The sequence below is a fragment of the Halobellus inordinatus genome, assembly GCF_024464655.1.
Lineage (GTDB): Archaea > Halobacteriota > Halobacteria > Halobacteriales > Haloferacaceae > Haloquadratum > Haloquadratum inordinatus.
In genome coordinates this window covers 221,493-238,523 of record NZ_JANHAV010000005.1, presented here as the reverse complement: position 1 = coordinate 238,523, position 17,031 = coordinate 221,493, and the positions used below count along the sequence as shown (strand labels likewise).

Sequence of the window (17,031 nt, the reverse complement as noted above, 5' to 3'; positions counted from 1 at the left end):
CGTCGGCGTACTCACAGCCCGCGTAGTACCGCTCGCCCGGGTATCCCTCGGCGTACTTGTTCGTGAGCGCACTCCCCTGCGCTTCGAGGACCGCCTCACTCGCGTGGTTCTCGCTCGCGATCATCGCCAGCGTGTCCCGCTGTCGCTGTACTTCGCCGGAGAGCGCGTCTGCGACGTCCGGGTCGACGTCGCGGACGTGGCTGTAGTCCATACGTCATAGGGGGCCCGTCCACCCAATAAGTGTGTTCACTTTGGATCCGACTGGCAGTGAAATCGTCACAAACGTGCATTAGAATGGCGGGACGGCTCTCTCACCCGCCCGTCTGTCTTCCGGCAAACGTTACTTCAGAACGTCGCGCGCGGCGTCCACGAGTTCGTCGGGATCCGCATCGTGGAGCCGGTCGTCGCCGAGTCGTAACCGCAGGCGCGGCCGACCGACGTCGATTGGTACCTTCTCCGTCTCGATCAGGCCCAGATCCTCCAGTTCAGTCTTCGTCCGCGAGAACGTCGCCTTGCTGGCGATGCCCACGTCCTCGCCCCACTTCGAGACGTCGTACAGGAGCACGTCGTTCTTCGCGGCGACGAGCAAACTGATCGTTACTTCGTCGAGTCCCGGTCCGTCGCTTCGGACCGTTTCGAGCAGCCCGAGAACCGCGTCGAAGTCCGAACGGACCGCTTCGCCGAGGTCCTCTTCGAGGGACGTGCGGACTGCCGAAATCGCGGGTGTTCGAAGTCGGAATTCCTCGGCTTCCTGGAACTGCTCACTGTAGGCGTCGTTTGCGCCCTCGACGAACGCCTCGTCGTCGGTTTGCAACCCGGCCACCTGGTCACCGGCGCTGACGACGGCGACGACCGACGAGTCGGTCACGAGCAGGGTGTTTTCGACCGGCTCCGCCGTAACGCGGAGTTCGAGGATTCCGGAAACAACGAGGTCGGCGGCGTTGCTCGCGACGAGGAAATCGTCCATCACGTCCTTCAACAACTGCTTGTCAGCAAGCACACGAATCGTGGGCGGGGACGCTGACTCGGCGGCGACCTCGACGAGCGATACCACGATCTCCGGAGTCGGATCGAGTACGTACACGACGTCCGAAGCCGACTGGAGGGCCGACGAAATGACGTGCTCGACGTCGGAATCGAGCACGTTCGATTCAGAGGACATACGTTGTATAATTTACCAGTGTGTATTTAATTTTAACGCAGTATAGTCTGTATATTCTCTGATCCCGGTGGAGACGCCCCGAGAACGGGCCATCGAGTCGGACCACGCTGCTTTTTCTTCGTCACGGCCGACGGCGAATCTGTGACATACGAGATCGAACTCGTCGGAAGCGGTCCCGCTGCAGCGGCCGCGGCGGCCGCCTTCGAGGACATCGACGCACGCGTAGTGGAGGCTGCCGACGACCCGGCACTGACGCTCGTCGTCGTCCCGGCGGGAAGCGACGTCGAGGACGCTGTCGGCCCACGCGAGCGTCTTGTCGTGGTCGAAATCGGCGGCGTCGGTGGGCACGTGGTCGGATCAGTCGACGCCAGCGTCTCCGTGTTCGGCGCCGCGGGAGTCAGTTTCGCCGACCTACGTGCGCGTGTTGCTGCGACGACCGACTCCACCGGAACGCCGTCTGGGGAGCGCAGCGCGGTTCGACTCGCCGGTGCGATCGCTGGTCGACGGGCCGTCGCACTTCTCACGGGCGATGACGACGTTTCCGGAACCGTCGTCGAAGTCTCCGGCACGGGGATAACCGCAGAGCGGCCGATTCTACCGGTACCTGAGCCGACGTCGCGTGATCGCAGCGTTCGGCGGGAGTACCGAGCAGTCGACCTCGACGACTCACTGGCCCGCGCGGAACGGGCCCTCGACGAGCGGACGGGAATCGTCGCGCAGGTCGGCGAGCGCGAGTCGTTTCCGGTCCCGTACTACCTCGCACAGACGTCCGACACCGAAGGGTTCAGCGACGCTCGCGCGGCCGAGTTCGCGGCCGGCGTCGATTCCGACTGGGACGCCGCGTTTATGAAGGCACTCGGGGAGGCGCTGGAGCGCTACTGCGCCGGCGTCTACCGCGGCTCGGAGTTCACCGTCGCTCCCGAGCGGACGCGGGCGCGTCCGGTTTCGCCGTCGCGCTTCGTCCGGCCCGACGACTATCAGGCCCCGGACCCCGAAACGCCGATTCCCTGGGTCTCGGGCGTCGACCTCGGAACCGACGAGACGGTGTCGCTGCCGGCGGAGTTCGTCCACTACCCGCCACCAGTCGAGCAGTACAAGCCGGCGATCACGACGGGATTGGGGCTCGGAAATTCGGGGGCCGAAGCCTTGCTGTCGGGCCTCTACGAGGTCGTCGAGCGAGACGCGACGATGCTCGCGTGGTACTCGACGTTCGAACCGCTGGAACTCAGAGTCTCGGACCCCGGCTACGGCGAACTCTGCAAGCGAGCGCGGGCGGAAGACCTGTCGGTGACGGCGCTGCTCGTGACCCAGGACGTCGACGTTCCGGTGGTGGCCGCGGCCGTCCACAGAGACGGGGAGTGGCCGCGGTTCGCCGTCGGGTCGGGGGCGTCGCTCGATCCCACCGACGCCGCGAGGTCGGCACTGGCGGAGGCGCTGCAGAACTGGATGGAACTGCGGTCGATGGGACCGAAGCAGGCTTCCGCAGAGGGCGGCGCGATCGGCGAGTACGCCGACTTCCCCGAGGCCGCTCGCGACTTCGTCGACGCCGACGCAAGCGTCCCGGCCGAACGCGTCGGCCCCGAGGAGCCCCCGAGTGGCACCACAGAACTCACAGCGGCGGTCGAGCGGGTCGCTGACGCCGGACTCGACGCCTACGCCGCGCGGACGACGACGGCCGACGTCGCCTCGCTCGGCTTCGAGGCTGTCCGGGTGCTCGTGCCCGAAGCCCAACCGCTGTTCCAGGGGAGCCCGTTCTTCGGAGAACGCGCGCGGTCCGTCCCGTCAGACCTCGGATTCGAACCGGAGCCCGATCGGACCTACCACCCGTTCCCGTGACTCGGTCTCCCTCGTGACGGCGTGAGCTGGCGTGCGGAGCTGACAGCCGACACCGACGGCGCGGCTCGCGCGACGGGGTGTCGGACTCCCGCAAATCGTCGCGCGGTACGCTAGTGAGTGATGCGGGCACTGGCCGCGTCTTAGTATAAAAGCGTCCGTCGCGAAGTTCTGTCCGGATACGAACAGTCGACCGCCTACACACCGAACGTCGCGCGGAGCATATCTCGGGTGCCCGGACCGAGCCCGACCGCGAGGACGGCCACGAGCAGCAACATCGTGTAGCGCGGACTCTCCTCGAATATTTCGTCTTCGAACACCCAGAGCACGAACGTCGCAGCGACGAGTTTCACGAGGAGGAACGGCCACGTGTCGCCGGTCACCGCCAGCACCGACGCCGGGAGGAGCGAGCCGGTGACGTCGACGACGAACTGATTGACCGGGTGTTTCGGGATCAGATTCGGCCCCGCTCCGAGCGCGGTCATCCAGTCGAGGCCGATGACGTTCGCGACGCCGTCGATGGCGTGCCCCCAGAGGATAACGAAGCCGATTCGCCCGGTCCCCTCGTTCACGGCCGGCGCGAACCGCTCGATGAGCCACCACGTCACGCCCGCGGTAATCGTCGCGCCGACGAGCACGGTCCCGAGGACCTGCGGATAGAACTCGACGCCCTCAGCCCCCGTGAGAAAGAGCGAGAAGAGGTAACCGAGCGTGACGACTAATACGACGGAGCCGACCCCGAACAGGAGGCGGTCGTACCGCTCGACAAGGCCGGCACGCGACGCCCAGATGGTGGCGACGACCGCGACGAGCGTGAGCGCGAAGACGGTGAAGTAGATGATCGGGCTGATAAACAGCGTGTTGAGCGGGTAGGTGATGAGGGCGTCCGCGGCGGGGACGGCGTCGTTGGCGTCCTCGACGACGCGGAGCGCCCCCCCGAAGAAGACGAACGGGAGCAGCGCGTAGAAGAACTCCCTGTCGGTGCCGAGGTCGAGTCGCCGCAGCAGGAAGACGACGCCGGTGAGCGCGACGAGCAGCGTCACCATATAGCCGACTTCCGAGACGAGCGTGTAGCCGGGGTACGCAACGGGCTCAGCCGCGCTCGCACACGCCTGTGAGCTGTACAGATACTCGACGGTGCTTCCGGGGCGGATAGCACAGACGGCGGAGTTCGCGTCCGCCTGCACGGGACCCCAGAAGTAGTGCCAGATGAAGCCGTCGTAGACGGTCTCGGGGAGGACGAGCGATCCGACCACGAGCGCGACGAGCGCGGTCGCCACGCCCCCGGCCCAGAGCCGCTCGGGATCGACGCCGACGCGTTCGGCGACTGTTGACATACGCGAAAAGCCGACGGCGGGCGTGTTGAGGATTCCGGTCTGTGGTGCGCCCTCCGCGTGACCGCGTGTAGATCGAGCGATCCCGGCTATCAGATCGGCAGCGGCCGCTCTTCGAGGTCAGTCGCGAGGATCACCATCGTCTGCGATCGGGAGAACCCCTCGACTTTCGCGATGTTGTCGAACATCAGTTCGCGGAGGCTGTCGGTGTCTTCGGCGTAGACGCGGAGCACGACGTCCCACTCGCCCGTCGTGAGATGAATTTCTTGGACCCCTTCGATCTCCCGTAGCCGTTCGAGCGCGTCGTTCTCGTTCCCCTGCTCGATTCGGAGACCGACGAGCGCCGACGTTCCGAGACCGATCGCCCGCGGATCGATCTTCGCGTGGTATCCCTCGATGACGCCGGCGTCCTCCATCCGACTCACACGATCGTGGACGGTCGCACTCGACATCTCGATCTGCCGTGCGACCTCGCTGAACGGCGTCCGCGCGTCAGACTGGAGGATCCGCAGAATCGCCCTGTCCGTCTCGTCCAGTTCCATAGTAACCGGTGATACCCCCAGCGACTTGCCGCTTTGGATGTGGTGGGGCTACATACGCCGAACGACGGGGGCGTCCGCCGAATACCGGTTCATTCGATCCGGCCGATCTCTTGGGCGGCGTCCAACATCGTCTCGTGGACGTGCCCGTTCGAGGCGACCAGGCCGACCGAATCGTGTCGCCAGCGCTCGCCATCGAGGTCGGTGACGGTCCCACCAGCCGCGCGAATCATCGCGACGCCGGCGACTGTGTCCCAGGGGTTGGCTCGCAGATTCGTCACGACGCCGTCGAGCGACCCGTCGGCGACGCTCGCGAGGGCGGCCTGCGCGCAACCGACGCGCCGGAGGTCACCGAAGCGGTCGACGATGGCCTGACAGGCCCGCCCGTACTGATCGCGGGCGTCGAAGTCCCACCACAGCGTCGGCGCGACGACGCCGGCCTCCGGGTCGTCGGTGGTCGAGACGGTGACGGGATCACCGTTCCGGTACGTTTGCTCACCGTCCGTCCAGTAGACGTCGTCGAGCGCAGGGAAGTGCGTCGCGCCCGCCAGCGGCTCCTCGTCCCGGACCGAAGCGACCGCGGTCCCCCACACGCGAGTGCCGCGGACGTAGTTGTTCGTCCCATCGATTGGGTCGATCACCCACGCCGCGCCGGAGTCAGGGATCACTTTCAGTTCGTCCTCTTCCTCGCCGACGATCGCGTCTTCGGGGTACGATTCCCTGATGGCGTCGATGACGGCCACCTGCGCGTCGCGATCGGCCTGCGTCACGACGTCTGTCTTTCCCTCTTTCTGCTCGACGTCGATCTCGGTCCGAAAGCGCTCGACTGCGACGGCTGCGCCCGCCCCGGCCGCCTGCCGTGCGACCGCCGTCCGGTCTTCGTTCGCCATACTTGAGCACGATTCGCTGCCGTCCTAAACGTCTCGGGTTGGTGCGTGTCATATCAGAGTCGCGCCGTGTCTCGGAGGGTGAATAACCGAGAGACAGCGCCGCTACAGCACCATTAACTCGATTTCGAGTCTGAGTACATTTTAGTATCCAGATCCCGTTATAACAGGTATGAACCCGTCCGACGCGGCACGACAGCTTCGGTACGCAGTCGCCTCGAAGACCGACACCTACGACTACGAGATCAGCCACTGGGAAACGCACGCGTACGAGGACGTATTCGCCGAGGTTGCCCAAGAGGGCGACCTCTCCGACGTGATGGACGTCGTCGAGGAACTCGGCTCGCGCTTCGTCGACGGCACCCGCCCGTCACCGGCCGAAGCCCGCCAGATCGCCGACGGCGTTCTCACCGCCGGCGGCCGCCCGCTCACGGACGGCGGCGACGGGAACTGATACTGTCGGCTATCCGGCTGTGAAGGGTGTCGCGACTCCGGGGTCGCGAATCTCGTAGGCAGTCACACCAGACACCACGACGCTGTCTGCCGCGGACGCGGATCACGTTCGACTCGGTTTTTTTCTGCAGGCCGCCGTTCGAAGATCGAGCGTTAGCTGGGCCGCAAGTGTTCGCAGTCGCCCGCGTGGACGACTTCCTCGCCGTCGTCAGTCTGTACGACGAGACTTCCGGGGAAGCGGATGTCGACAGCTTCCCCTTCGATCGTTCCACGCGGGGTTTCGATCCGGACCCGTCGGCCGAGCGTCGCGGCGTGCTCGCGCCAGGCACCGAGTACTGCGTCGAGATCGGCGTCTTCGGCCGTCAGGTCGTAAAACGTCTCCAGCATCCGCTGGAGGAACACGCGTCGATCCACGTCGCCGACTTCCGCGCGGAGGCTCGTCGCTCCCGGCGGGAGGTCCTCCCGGTCGATGTTCGCGTTCACGCCACAGCCCGCGACGAGCCACGAGACGCGGTCGGCCTCGCCCTCCATTTCGGTCAGAATCCCGGCGAGCTTTCGCTCCGTCTGCGTGGATTCGGCCGTCTCCCCGCTCCCGGCCACGAGCACGTCGTTTGGCCACTTGATCCGCGCGTCGACGCCGACCGCTCGCGCTGCACTGGCGATGGCGACGGCGGCCGCGAGCGTGTACATCGGGGCCTCGCTGGGCGGGCGTTGCGGGCGGACGAGCACGCTCGCCCAGATGCCGCCCGACGGCGCGGTCCACTCGCGCTCTAAGCGTCCACGGCTCCCGGTCTGTTCGTCGGCGACGACGACGACGTCGGATTCCCCCTCGTCGGCGAGTTCACGGGCGCGATGGTTCGTGTTCCCGATTTCGTCGTGATACTCGATCCGGTAGGGTGCCTCAAGTCCGAACTCGATCGCCGCAGCCCCGTACGCCGGAACGTCGACGATGCGATAGCCGCCGTCGCCGCTTTCGACCGCGAAGCCCTCCTCGCGGAGCGCCTCGACCTGCTTCCAGACGGCCGCTCGCGAGACGCCCAGTTGCTCGGCGAGCACCGGCCCCGAGACGGGGCCGTCGGCGAGTGCGGCCAAGAGCGCGCGTCGGGTCTCGTTCATCTGCTTTCTCCTACTCTAAGACGACGAGCACGTCGCCCATATCCGCGCTGTCGCCCTCCTCGACGAGGACCTGCGTGACGGTGCCGCCGCGTTCGGTGACGATGTCGTTCTCCATCTTCATCGCCTCCAGGACGCAGACGACGTCGCCGGCGGCGACCTCCTCGCCCTCCTCGACTTCGACAGAGAGGATCGTGCCCTGCATCTCGGCGGCGACCTGCTCGCCCTCGCCCTCGATGACGACTTCGTCGTCCTCCGACGTCGCTTCTTCGGGTCGCGAGCGCGTCGCCTGTGCACCCTGGCCGCCAGCACCGCCGCCGTTGCTGATCGCTTCGACCTCCGGCATCGGGGGGGCACCGCGCTCTTCGAGGTTGACCTCGAAGCGCTTGCCGTTGACCTCGACGATGAACTCGCGCTCGGTCACTTCTTCGGCGTCGGTCTCGTCGCTCTCGCCGTCCGCGTCGGCGGTGGCAACCGTGTCGGCCGACCCCCACTTCTCGACTGCCTGGTCGATCCGCTCGCGGTCCAGTTCCTCGTCGAGGTACTTCGTCGTGTGCTCGCCCGCGCGGAACGCCTCGTCGGTCAGCATCAGGCGGTGGAACGGAACGATCGTCTGGATCCCCTCGATCTCGAACTCCGAGAGCGCCCGTTCCGAGCGTGCGAGACACTCCTCGCGGTCGCCTGCGGAGACGATCAGTTTCGCGATCATCGAGTCGTAGTCGCCGCCGATCTCGTCGCCCTGTCTGACCGCGTCGTCAACGCGAACGCCGATGCCGCCCGGCGGATCGTACGTCTCCAGGGACCCTGTCGCGGGCGCGAAGTCGTTCGCGGCGTCCTCGGCGTTGATCCGGTACTCGATCGCGTGGCCGTCGATCTCGACGTCCTCCTGTGCGAAGTCGAGTTCGTCGCCGGCGGCGACGCGCAGTTGCCACTTCACCACGTCGATCCCGGTGACCTCCTCGGTGGCGGTGTGTTCGACCTGGATCCGCGTGTTGACCTCCATAAAGTAGAACTCCCCGTCCTCGACGAGGAACTCGACCGTCCCGGCGTTGGTGTAGTCGGCTTCGCGGACGCCGCGGCGGGCCGCCTCGCCGATCCGCTCGCGGAGGTCGGCGTCGAGCGCCGGCGACGGCGCTTCTTCGATCACCTTCTGGTGGCGTCGCTGGAGCGAGCAGTCGCGCTCGCCGAGGTGGCGGACGTTCCCGTGCTCGTCGGCGAGGATCTGCACCTCGACGTGCCGCGGCGCTTCGAGGTACTTCTCGACGTAGACGGAGGCGTTGTCGAAGTACGCCTCGCCCTCGCGCTGGGCCGTCTCGAACTGTTCTTCGACCTCGTCTTCGGAGCGGACGACCTTCAGCCCGCGCCCGCCGCCGCCGCCCTCGGCTTTGATCGCGACCGGATAGCCGTACTCCTCGGCGATCTGCTTTACTTCCTCGGCTGATTCGACCGGCTCTGTCGTCCCCGGGACGACCGGCACGTCCGCCTCCTGCATCAGCGCGCGGGCTTTCGTCTTCTCGCCGAGGCGCTCCATCGCGTCGGCGGACGGGCCGATCCAGGTCAGTTCGCTCTCCTCGACCTTTCGGGCGAACTCGGCGTTCTCCGCGAGGAAGCCGTAGCCCGGGTGGACCGCGTCAGCGCCCGCCTTGCGTCCGGCCTCGATGACGGCCTCGTGGTCGAGATACGAGTCCGCGGCGCGCGCGGGACCGACGTTGTACGCCTCGTCGGCGTACCGGACGTGCCCGGCGTGCTTGTCGGCGTCGCTGTAGACCGCGACGGTGCGGACACCGAGATCGCGGCACGCCCGCATCACTCGCAGGGCGATCTCTCCGCGATTGGCGACGAGAACCTTGCTGAACATTTGTCGAAACGTTCTGAAACGCGGCACGTCTATCTGTCGGTTCTGCACGAAGGGGTATTCGACGATCGTCGATATGTCCGCAGCCTGTCAGACTCAAAAAAGCGCCGACATCGAGGGGGCAGACGCAATTTTGGTGAAAAATCTGACTCAAGTGTCTCTGATACCGTATATTACTCAGTTTCTCCCCCGATGTTAGCGACGTATCTGAACGTTCGTGAAATACGCGGGAAATCCAAACCGCCTTATGTGTGTGTCTCCCACGCCCACGGTAATGACAGTACGTGTCGGTATCCTCGGCGCAACGGGCGCAGTAGGACAGCGGTTCATCCAACTCCTCGACGACCACCCGACGTTCGAACTCGCGGCGCTCACCGCCTCCGAAGACAGCGCGGGCAAGACCTACCGCGAGGCGGCGAAGTGGCGCGTGAACACGCCGATTCCGGACGACGTCGCAGAGATGACCGTCGGCGCGACGACGCCGGGAGACGTTCCGGACGACGTCGACCTGCTTTTCTCGTCGCTCCCGTCCGGCGTCGCGGCCGAAGTCGAACCCGAGTTCCTCGACGCGGGCTACGTGGTCTCTTCGAACTCCTCGAACGACCGGATGGCCCCGGACGTCCCGCTCACGATCCCCGAGATCAACGCCGAGCACCTCGACCTCATCGAGGTGCAGCGCGACGAACGCGGCTGGGACGGCGCGCTCGTGAAGAACCCGAACTGCTCGACGATCACGATGGTCCCGACGCTCGCGGCGCTCGACCAGTTCGGTCTCGAAGCCGTACAGGTCTCGACGCTGCAGGCGGTCTCCGGCGCGGGCTACTCCGGCGTCACGTCGATGGAGATCATCGACAACGCCATCCCGCACATCAACGGCGAGGACGAGAAGATGGAAACCGAGTCACGAAAGCTCCTCGGCGAGTTCGACGGCGCGGAGATCGACCTCCACGGGATGGAGGTCGCCGCCTCCTGTAACCGCATTCCGACGCTCGACGGCCACCTCGAAAACGTCTTCGCCGAAACGGCCGAGGACGTCTCGACCGAGGACGTCGCCGAAGCGATGCGGGAGTTCCCGAGCGTGGATCTCCCCTCTTCGCCCGACCCGCTCATTCACGTCTTCGAGGACTTCGATCGGCCCCAGCCCCGCCTCGACCGCGAGCGCGGCGACGGGATGCAGATCTCCGCCGGTGGGATCCAGACGACCGAGAACGGCGTGAAGTACAACTGCCTCGCGCACAACACGATCCGCGGCGCAGCGGGTGCCTCGCTGCTCAACGGCGAACTCCTCGTCGAAGAAGGCTGGGTCTAAGCGGCCCGGGGCCTGCCGGAATCGTCTCTTATACTGTCGGACAGCAGTTCGTGAATCATTCTGGCACCCACGGGGTGCTGATGATTTTCACATCGTTCTGTCCGACAGTATTACCAGTTGGACACTACATTTTGGTCGCTCGCGTCCGATATGGTGAGTGACGATGTCACAGACCCCCACCATCGGCGACGACGCACCGACGTTCTCCGTAACCCAGGCTGACGGCGACGTGTCGGCGTTCTATCTGGACGACGTGATCGGTCACGGCCCCGTGGTTCTCGCGTTCTTCCCGGGCGCGTTCACGCCACCGTGTACGAACGAGATGGTCGCGCTGCAGGAACACAGCGAGGAGTTCGAGGCCGCCGGCGCGAGCGTGTACGGCGTGAGCGCCGACTCGGCGTTCTCCCAGAACGCCTTCCGCGAGGAACACGGCATCGAGTTCCCGCTACTCAGCGATATGGCACGGAGCGCCATCGACAAGTACGGTGTCGAGATCGACATCGACGACCTCGGCCTCTTCGGCGTCGCGAACCGCTCGGTGTTCATCATCGACGACGACGGCACGATCGCTTACGACTGGGTCGCCGAGGACCCGACGAACGAACCCGACTACGAGGAACTGCTCTCGGAAGTGCAGGACCTCTGAGTTCACCCCGAACCGCCGCCGACGGTAAGCTGCAGTCGATCCGTCGGGATCGACTCCCCGTCGTCGTTCGTCGCGGTGGAGACGTTCAGAGAGAGTGCGTCCGGGTCCACGTCCGCACCGAACGTCAGCGTAAATAGCGTCCGCGTTTCCTCGAAAGACCCGACAGACTCCGAGAGATCCGCCGCTCGGACGGCGACGGACGCGCTCTTGACGCCGCCGTTGACCACCTGAAACTCCTCTCCGCCCACGAGGACGGGTTCGACCTCGGTGATCGGCGCGTCGCCGTCCTGTTCGACCAGACACTGATACTTCTGCAGTCCGCTCGGCGCCCCGGCGAGGACGACGTCGACGGCTGAGCCGTCCGAGCCGGAGCCGCTCGAAAGCGCGCTCCCACAGCCCGCCAGGCCAGCAGTGAGCCCCGCTGCTGCGGTACCGAGGAACCGCCGTCGTGTCCGTCCAGCGAGCAGATCCGAAGACGACGCCTCAGCGCTGTCGATCGTCGGCTCGTCTGCACCGGACGTCGAGGCGGCCGTCGCTCTCGTTGCGCCGTCCCTGTCGTCGGAGTCGTCCGCGTCGGACCGATCGGGAGCGGTACTGCGGCGGGCGTTCGCTGTTCGAGAGTCATCAAACATCATTCGAAGGCGAGTGTGACTGCATCGTCCGTATCGAGATCGCCGTCCTCGTCGAAGTCGAGGGCGGTGACCTGCTCGCTACGCAACTCCGTGGCCTGGACGAACGAGAGCGCGACCGCGTCTCCGAACGTGACGGCACCGTCACCGTCAATGTCCTCGAAGCGGCCGTCGTTGTCAGGGTCGGTGGGGGCTTTCTGGGCGTCTGCGCCCGGAAGCGGGTCCGTGAAGAGCGACCCGGCGCGAACCGAGACCGAGATGTGGTCGCCCGAGACTGCGGCTCCCCGATCGTTCCGGAGATTTTCGACCGAGATCTCGACGTCCTCGGTGTCGAGCGCCCGGTCGTATGTCAGCCGCGCAAGCGTCTGCTCTCCGTCGATCGCGTCGATGTTGCCGGCGAGGTCGACCGCCTGCACCGTCGTCGACTGCGGCCCGTCGGAGACGACACGCAGTTGGCTCTCGGAGACGAGTCCGGCCTGCGACTCAGTCACGGACGCCTCGACGCCCGTCCGAACGGTCACGCTCGCCTTCTCGAACCCCTTCGGGAGATCCGAAACCGAGAGGACGACCATCGAGCTCCCGGACCCGCTTCCGCCTCCGTCCCCGCCTGATCCGACGGTGAGCGTCGTCGACTGCGCGGGGGCGGCCTCGTAGGTGTTCCCCTGCTCGTCGCCGAGGTCATCGGTCTCGATGGTCACCGGCGTCGTGCCGGCGGCGACGCCTCCGAGCGTCACGGTCGCGACGTGCGCCGTCCCGGTGTCGTTCGTGTCCATCATCGCGCCGCGGACGACGGCGACGGTCCCGTCGTTCTTCACTTCGGTCTGTGCGACCCCCGCGTCACCGGCGAGTTCGACGCCGGAAATCTGCGCCGCGTCTCCGGAACCGACCGAGATCCGGGCATCGATGGCCCCGACACCGCCGTCGATGCCGGTCGCGACGACGCGGAGTTTCGATGACTCACCGACGCCGACCGACGGGCTCGCGGATTCGAGCGTCACGCGAGGGCCGTCGCCGGGTGCCGGCGTCTCTGTCCCGTCGGGCGTGTCCGTACCGCCGGACGGTTCGGTCTCCTCGGGCCCGACGTTCAGCGTCACCGAGTCGTTCTGGAAGGTTTCCTTCGCAGTCGACTCCTTCGAGGCGACGGCCGTCACGGTCTCGGCATCGCTCGCCATCGATTCGGTGATCTCGATCGTCGCGACGCCGTCGAGACCAGTCTCGTAGGCCTCGCCGCCGAGGTGGACTGCCGCCGACACCAGCGCGTCGCTGTCAGCGCGTTTCACCTCGAAGTCGACCTCGTCGCCGGCTTCGACGGCCGACGCGTCGGCGGTGATCTCAAGGTCGACGGCATCGGCCGTCCCCGAGACGGTAAGCGAACTCCCCGGCGTCGTGCCGACGTCGTAGGGGTCGCCAGACTCGTCGCCGAGTGATTCGACCGACAGGTCGACGTCACTCGACCCCTCGTCGGTACCCTCGACTGTGACGGTCCCGATGGTCACCGTTCCGGTGTCCTCCGTATCTATCAGCGCCGCGCGAACGAACACCTCGGAGCCGTCTGACTCGACGTCGATCCTCTCGACACCCGGATCGCCTCGCAGTTCCATCTCGTCGATCGAGGCGACGTCCGCGTCACCGACGGAGATAGTCGCCGTCACGGCTCCGACGCCACCGTCGGCGTCGGAGACTACGAGATCGAACGTCTGCGTCCGGCTCTCGTTGATCGTTGCCGTCGTCGGCGACAGTCGAACCGACGTCGACCCGGCGGTCGCGGCCCGGACGCCGCTGTCGGCCGTTAGTGACGCGTCGTCGGCCTCGTTCTGTGGGGTGTCCACTGCGACGGCGCTGCCTGCGCCCGCGACGATCCCACCGGTGACGACGAGCGTCACGAGTAGGACGGCGAGTCGGGTGCCTCGAACGGCGTCCCTGCTCATCGTTCCCCTTCGAGGATCTTGAACAGCGCTTGCACGTCGGTGATGTCCACTTGTCCGTCGCCGTTGAAGTCGAACAGCTCGGGGTTCTCTTGGACGGCATCGCTGTCGAGGTTCGCGAAGAGCGCCTGCACGTCGGTCGCGGTGAACGCCCCGTCGCCGTTGACGTCCTCGTAGCGACCGTCCCCGTCGAGGTCCCCCGCAGGGCTCCCGCTACCGGTGACGTCGGGCGCGGCGATGCCCGATCCCTCACCGAGTGCGTAGAGGATACCGTCGGTGCTCGCCGCGTACACGCGGCCGTCGACGACGACCGGGGGTGCGACCACGGAGCCGCCGGTCTGGAAGCTCCAGAGCTCGGTTCCGTCGCTGGCGTCGAACGCGTAGACGTAGTTGTCCTGCGCACCCAGATACAGCACCCCGTCGGCGTACACCGGTGAGGTGGGCGTCCCGTTGATCGAGACCTGCCACTGTCGCGTCCCGATCGCCGGATCGAGCGCGTGGAGGGTGTTGTCGCCGGTCGATGCCACGTAGAGCGTTCCGTCAGCGAGCACAGGAATGGTCGACACCGACGCGATGTTTTCGAATTCCCAGTCGATGCTCCCCGACGCTGCGTCGACCGCGTAGACGATGCCCTCGTTAGTGCCGGCGTACAGCGTCCCGTCAGCATACGTGATCCCCCACGTCTTGCTGCCTCCGTTCGCTAACGTCTGCTGCCACTCCTGTGATCCGTCCGAAGCCGCGAGCGCGGTCGCGACTGCCTCGTCGTAGTAGTCGTCTTCGCGGTGGGTTACGTACACCGTCTCGCCATCGACGACTGGTGTACCGATAGGCCCGAGATACGTGAGGTCTGATTCCCATTCGACCGCTCCGTCGTTCGGATTGAGCCGGTACGCTTGCCGGAAGTCGTGTTCACCGCCGGCGATGAACAGATCCCCGCCGACGAGCGTCGGGCTCTTGACGTGCCGTGTCGGAACTGAAGACACCCAGAGGCCGTTACCCGTCGCCGCGCTGTAGGCGAGCACACGTCCCCGAGGCGTCGGCTGGTACACCACGCCGTCGCCGACTGCGGGCGACGCTGGCAGCGACCCGTTCGTACCGGCGGACCACACCTCACTCCCGTCGCTCGTCGAGATCGCGTAGAGTTCGCTGTCGTGACTCGCTTGGAACACCCGTCCGTTCGCCACGATCGGCTGGGCGGTCAGTTTGTCACCGGTCTCGAACGTCCAGATGTCGTCGACGTCCTCTTTCGGTCCGCTCCCGGGTGCGACGCCGCTGTTGTGGGCGTCGTATCTAAACATCGGTACAGTGCTCGGATCGGCGGTCTGTCCGCTGGCGCTCCTGCCCATTCCAGCGAACGCAAACGTCCCCCCAACGACCGCCGCGAGTCGGATCGCATCCCGTCGCGACAGATTATGAATCATTGGTCCCCACTGTCACGTTTATCTGATGTGTCCCCGTACAAGTATGTTTGCGCTTAGTCACTAGTTGCGCGGCTGTGGCAGTTCCCGGACACAGCGACGCGGCTGTGCGAAGAGGGGAACTCAGAAGTGTAAAATAAAAGAGACCGAACTACGTGGGAGTTATTACCGCTTCGCGCCGGGGTTCGTCACCGCGCCGTTCGCGGCCGAGCCGAAGTCGTTGCCGTACTTCGCGAGCACGCCGGTCGTGTACTGCGGATCCTTGGGCTCCCACTCCTCGCGGCGCTCGTCCAGTTCGTCTTCCGAGAGGTCGACGGAGAGTTCGCGCTCGGGGATGTCGACGGTGACCTCGTCGCCGTCCTCTAACAGCGCGATCGGGCCGCCGACAGCGGCTTCGGGGGCGACGTGGCCGACCATCGGGCCGCGGGTCGCGCCGGAGAAGCGGCCGTCGGTCAGGAGCGCGACGTCGTCCTCGTGACCCTGACCGACGACGGCGGCAGTGACGCCAAGCATCTCGCGCATTCCGGGGCCGCCCTGCGGACCCTCGTTACGGATGACGATGACGTCGCCGGACTCGATGTGGCCCTCCTGGACGTAGCGCATCGCCTCCTCCTCGCTCTCGAAGAGGCGGGCGGGGCCGGAGTGGTGGAACTTGTCGTCGCCGGTGACCTTCAGAACCGCGCCGTCGGGCGCGAGGTTCCCGGTGAGGATCTTGATCGCACCTTCCTCCTGGTAGGGGTCGTCGACGGTGTAGATGAACTCGTCTGAGATCTCCTCTTCGTCGGGGAGGTCCATCTCCTCGAGTTCCTCGGCGATCGTCCGCCCGGTGACGGTCATCGCGTCGCCGTGGAACAGGCCGGCGTCGAGGAGACGGCGGATCACGACCGGGACGCCGCCCTCCTCGTGGAGGTCGTTCATCGTCTTCGTGCCGCCGGGCTGGAGGTTCGCGATCTTCGGCGTCCGCTTCGAGATCTCGTCGAACTCCTCGATCGTGAGGTCGATGCCAGCCTCCGCGGCGAGTGCGAGCAGGTGCAGCACGGCGTTGGTCGAACCGCCGATCGCGACCTGCAGGGCGATGGCGTTCTCGAAGGACTTCTTCGAGAGGATGTCGGAGGGACGAAGGCCTTCCTCGACGGCTTGCAGGACCGCCTCGCCGGAGCGTCGCGCGACGTCGTAGCGCTCGTCGGATTCGGCCGGCGCGTCGGCCGTGCCGAGCGGGGCCATCCCGAGCGCCTCAGAGATCGACGCCATCGTGTTCGCGGTGAACATCCCGCCGCAGGAGCCCGCGCCGGGGCAGGCGTGCCGTTCGAGGTCGTCGAGTTCCTCGGCGCTCATATCGCCCTGCGCGTAGGTGCCGACGCCCTCGAAGACGTTCTGGACGGTCACGTCGCGGCCCTCGTGCTGGCCGGGCATAATCGACCCGCCGTAGAGGAAGACCGAGGGCAGATCCGTCCGGATCGAGGCCATCATCATCCCGGGGAGGTTCTTGTCACAGCCCGCGACCGTGACGAGTGCGTCCATCCGCTCGCCGAAAGCGACGAGCTCGACGGAGTCGGCGATGACCTCTCGGGAGATCAGCGACGCCTTCATCCCCTCGGTACCCATCGAGATGGCGTCCGAGATGGTGATCGTGCCGAACTCGATCGGCATCCCGCCGGCGTCCTCGATGCCCTTGATCGCCGCGTCGGCGACGTCGTCGAGGTGAACGTTACACGGGGTGATGTCCGCGGCCGGGTTCGCGACGCCGACCATCGGGGAGCCGAGGTCCTCGTCGTCGAAGCCCATCGCGCGGAACATCGCCCGGTGTGGGGCCTTGTCCGGCCCCTCGGTGACGTCCGTGCTGGGGAGGTCGGGGTCCTTCCCACTGGAGAACGGTTCGCCGTCCTCCTCGCGTTCGGGGGGTTCCTGCTTGCTCATACACGAGTCGT

At 66.3% G+C, this 17,031-nt stretch carries 14 protein-coding genes and 1 pseudogene; 4 read left to right on the top strand and 11 right to left on the bottom strand.

Translation table 11 applies throughout. From position 1 onward, the window contains the following. Together NO347_RS11565 and tbsP are read right to left on the bottom strand one after the other, a co-directional pair. A pseudogene (locus tag NO347_RS11565) lies at positions 1 to 211 on the bottom strand (serine hydroxymethyltransferase); the annotation flags it as partial. 129 nt (positions 212 to 340) lie between these two features. Next, positions 341 to 1,162 carry a transcriptional regulator TbsP gene (tbsP, locus tag NO347_RS11560; protein ID WP_256289733.1) on the bottom strand — a complete coding sequence of 274 codons (822 nt, stop codon included), beginning with the start codon at positions 1,160 to 1,162 and terminating at the stop codon, positions 341 to 343. A 141-nt stretch (positions 1,163 to 1,303) separates the two neighbouring features. Here tbsP and NO347_RS11555 point away from each other — a divergent pair, with 141 nt between their 5' ends. Beyond that, entirely contained in the window at positions 1,304 to 2,998 is a 1,695-nt protein-coding gene (locus tag NO347_RS11555) for a YcaO-like family protein (RefSeq protein ID WP_256289732.1), read from the top strand. Positions 2,999 to 3,192: 194 nt separating this feature from the next. On the opposite strand, the gene NO347_RS11550 is transcribed toward NO347_RS11555, so the two are convergent. The 3 genes from NO347_RS11550 to NO347_RS11540 all read right to left on the bottom strand — a co-directional run bounded on the left by NO347_RS11550 (position 3,193) and on the right by NO347_RS11540 (position 5,758). After that, the gene (locus NO347_RS11550) at positions 3,193 to 4,332 is read right to left on the bottom strand and encodes a DUF63 family protein (RefSeq protein ID WP_256289731.1); all 1,140 of its coding nucleotides are present in this window, start codon (positions 4,330 to 4,332) and stop codon (positions 3,193 to 3,195) included. 89 nt (positions 4,333 to 4,421) lie between these two features. Next, positions 4,422 to 4,871, bottom strand: a complete 450-nt coding sequence (locus tag NO347_RS11545) for an Lrp/AsnC family transcriptional regulator (RefSeq protein WP_256289730.1) — start codon at positions 4,869 to 4,871, stop codon at positions 4,422 to 4,424. Between the two features lie 89 nt (positions 4,872 to 4,960). Continuing rightward, complete coding sequence (locus NO347_RS11540) at positions 4,961 to 5,758, bottom strand: inositol monophosphatase family protein (RefSeq protein WP_256289729.1); 798 nt, start codon at positions 5,756 to 5,758, stop codon at positions 4,961 to 4,963. Between the two features lie 169 nt (positions 5,759 to 5,927). On the opposite strand from NO347_RS11540, the gene NO347_RS11535 reads away from it, so the two are divergent. Next, on the top strand, positions 5,928 to 6,209 hold the full coding sequence (locus NO347_RS11535; RefSeq protein WP_256289728.1) for a hypothetical protein: 282 nt from the start codon (positions 5,928 to 5,930) through the stop codon (positions 6,207 to 6,209). Positions 6,210 to 6,361: 152 nt separating this feature from the next. On the opposite strand, the gene NO347_RS11530 is transcribed toward NO347_RS11535, so the two are convergent. Beyond that, positions 6,362 to 7,324 (bottom strand): biotin--[acetyl-CoA-carboxylase] ligase, encoded by a 963-nt coding sequence (locus NO347_RS11530; protein ID WP_256289727.1) that lies wholly within the window; start codon positions 7,322 to 7,324, stop codon positions 6,362 to 6,364. Positions 7,325 to 7,334: 10 nt separating this feature from the next. After that, positions 7,335 to 9,179 carry an acetyl-CoA carboxylase biotin carboxylase subunit gene (locus NO347_RS11525; RefSeq protein WP_256289726.1) on the bottom strand — a complete coding sequence of 615 codons (1,845 nt, stop codon included), beginning with the start codon at positions 9,177 to 9,179 and terminating at the stop codon, positions 7,335 to 7,337. A 271-nt stretch (positions 9,180 to 9,450) separates the two neighbouring features. Here NO347_RS11525 and asd point away from each other — a divergent pair, with 271 nt between their 5' ends. Both asd and NO347_RS11515 read left to right on the top strand, forming a co-directional pair. Then, positions 9,451 to 10,485, top strand: a complete 1,035-nt coding sequence (gene asd, locus NO347_RS11520; protein ID WP_256289725.1) for an aspartate-semialdehyde dehydrogenase — start codon at positions 9,451 to 9,453, stop codon at positions 10,483 to 10,485. A 163-nt stretch (positions 10,486 to 10,648) separates the two neighbouring features. Further along, positions 10,649 to 11,131, top strand: coding sequence for a redoxin domain-containing protein (locus NO347_RS11515; protein WP_256289724.1), 483 nt, complete (start codon positions 10,649 to 10,651; stop codon positions 11,129 to 11,131). Positions 11,132 to 11,133: 2 nt separating this feature from the next. On the opposite strand, the gene NO347_RS11510 is transcribed toward NO347_RS11515, so the two are convergent. From NO347_RS11510 to ilvD, 4 genes are all read right to left on the bottom strand, one after another. Further along, entirely contained in the window at positions 11,134 to 11,766 is a 633-nt protein-coding gene (locus tag NO347_RS11510; protein ID WP_256289723.1) for a hypothetical protein, read from the bottom strand. Beyond that, a complete protein-coding gene (locus NO347_RS11505; RefSeq protein ID WP_256289722.1) occupies positions 11,763 to 13,688 on the bottom strand; it encodes an autotransporter outer membrane beta-barrel domain-containing protein in 1,926 nt (641 codons plus the stop codon). The genes NO347_RS11510 and NO347_RS11505 overlap by 4 nt, the downstream gene beginning before the upstream one ends. Further along, positions 13,685 to 14,983, bottom strand: coding sequence for an outer membrane protein assembly factor BamB family protein (locus NO347_RS11500; RefSeq protein ID WP_256289721.1), 1,299 nt, complete (start codon positions 14,981 to 14,983; stop codon positions 13,685 to 13,687). The genes NO347_RS11505 and NO347_RS11500 overlap by 4 nt, the downstream gene beginning before the upstream one ends. Positions 14,984 to 15,268: 285 nt before the next feature. After that, a complete protein-coding gene (gene ilvD, locus NO347_RS11495; protein WP_256289720.1) occupies positions 15,269 to 17,020 on the bottom strand; it encodes a dihydroxy-acid dehydratase in 1,752 nt (583 codons plus the stop codon). Between the last annotated feature and the right edge of the window lie 11 nt (positions 17,021 to 17,031).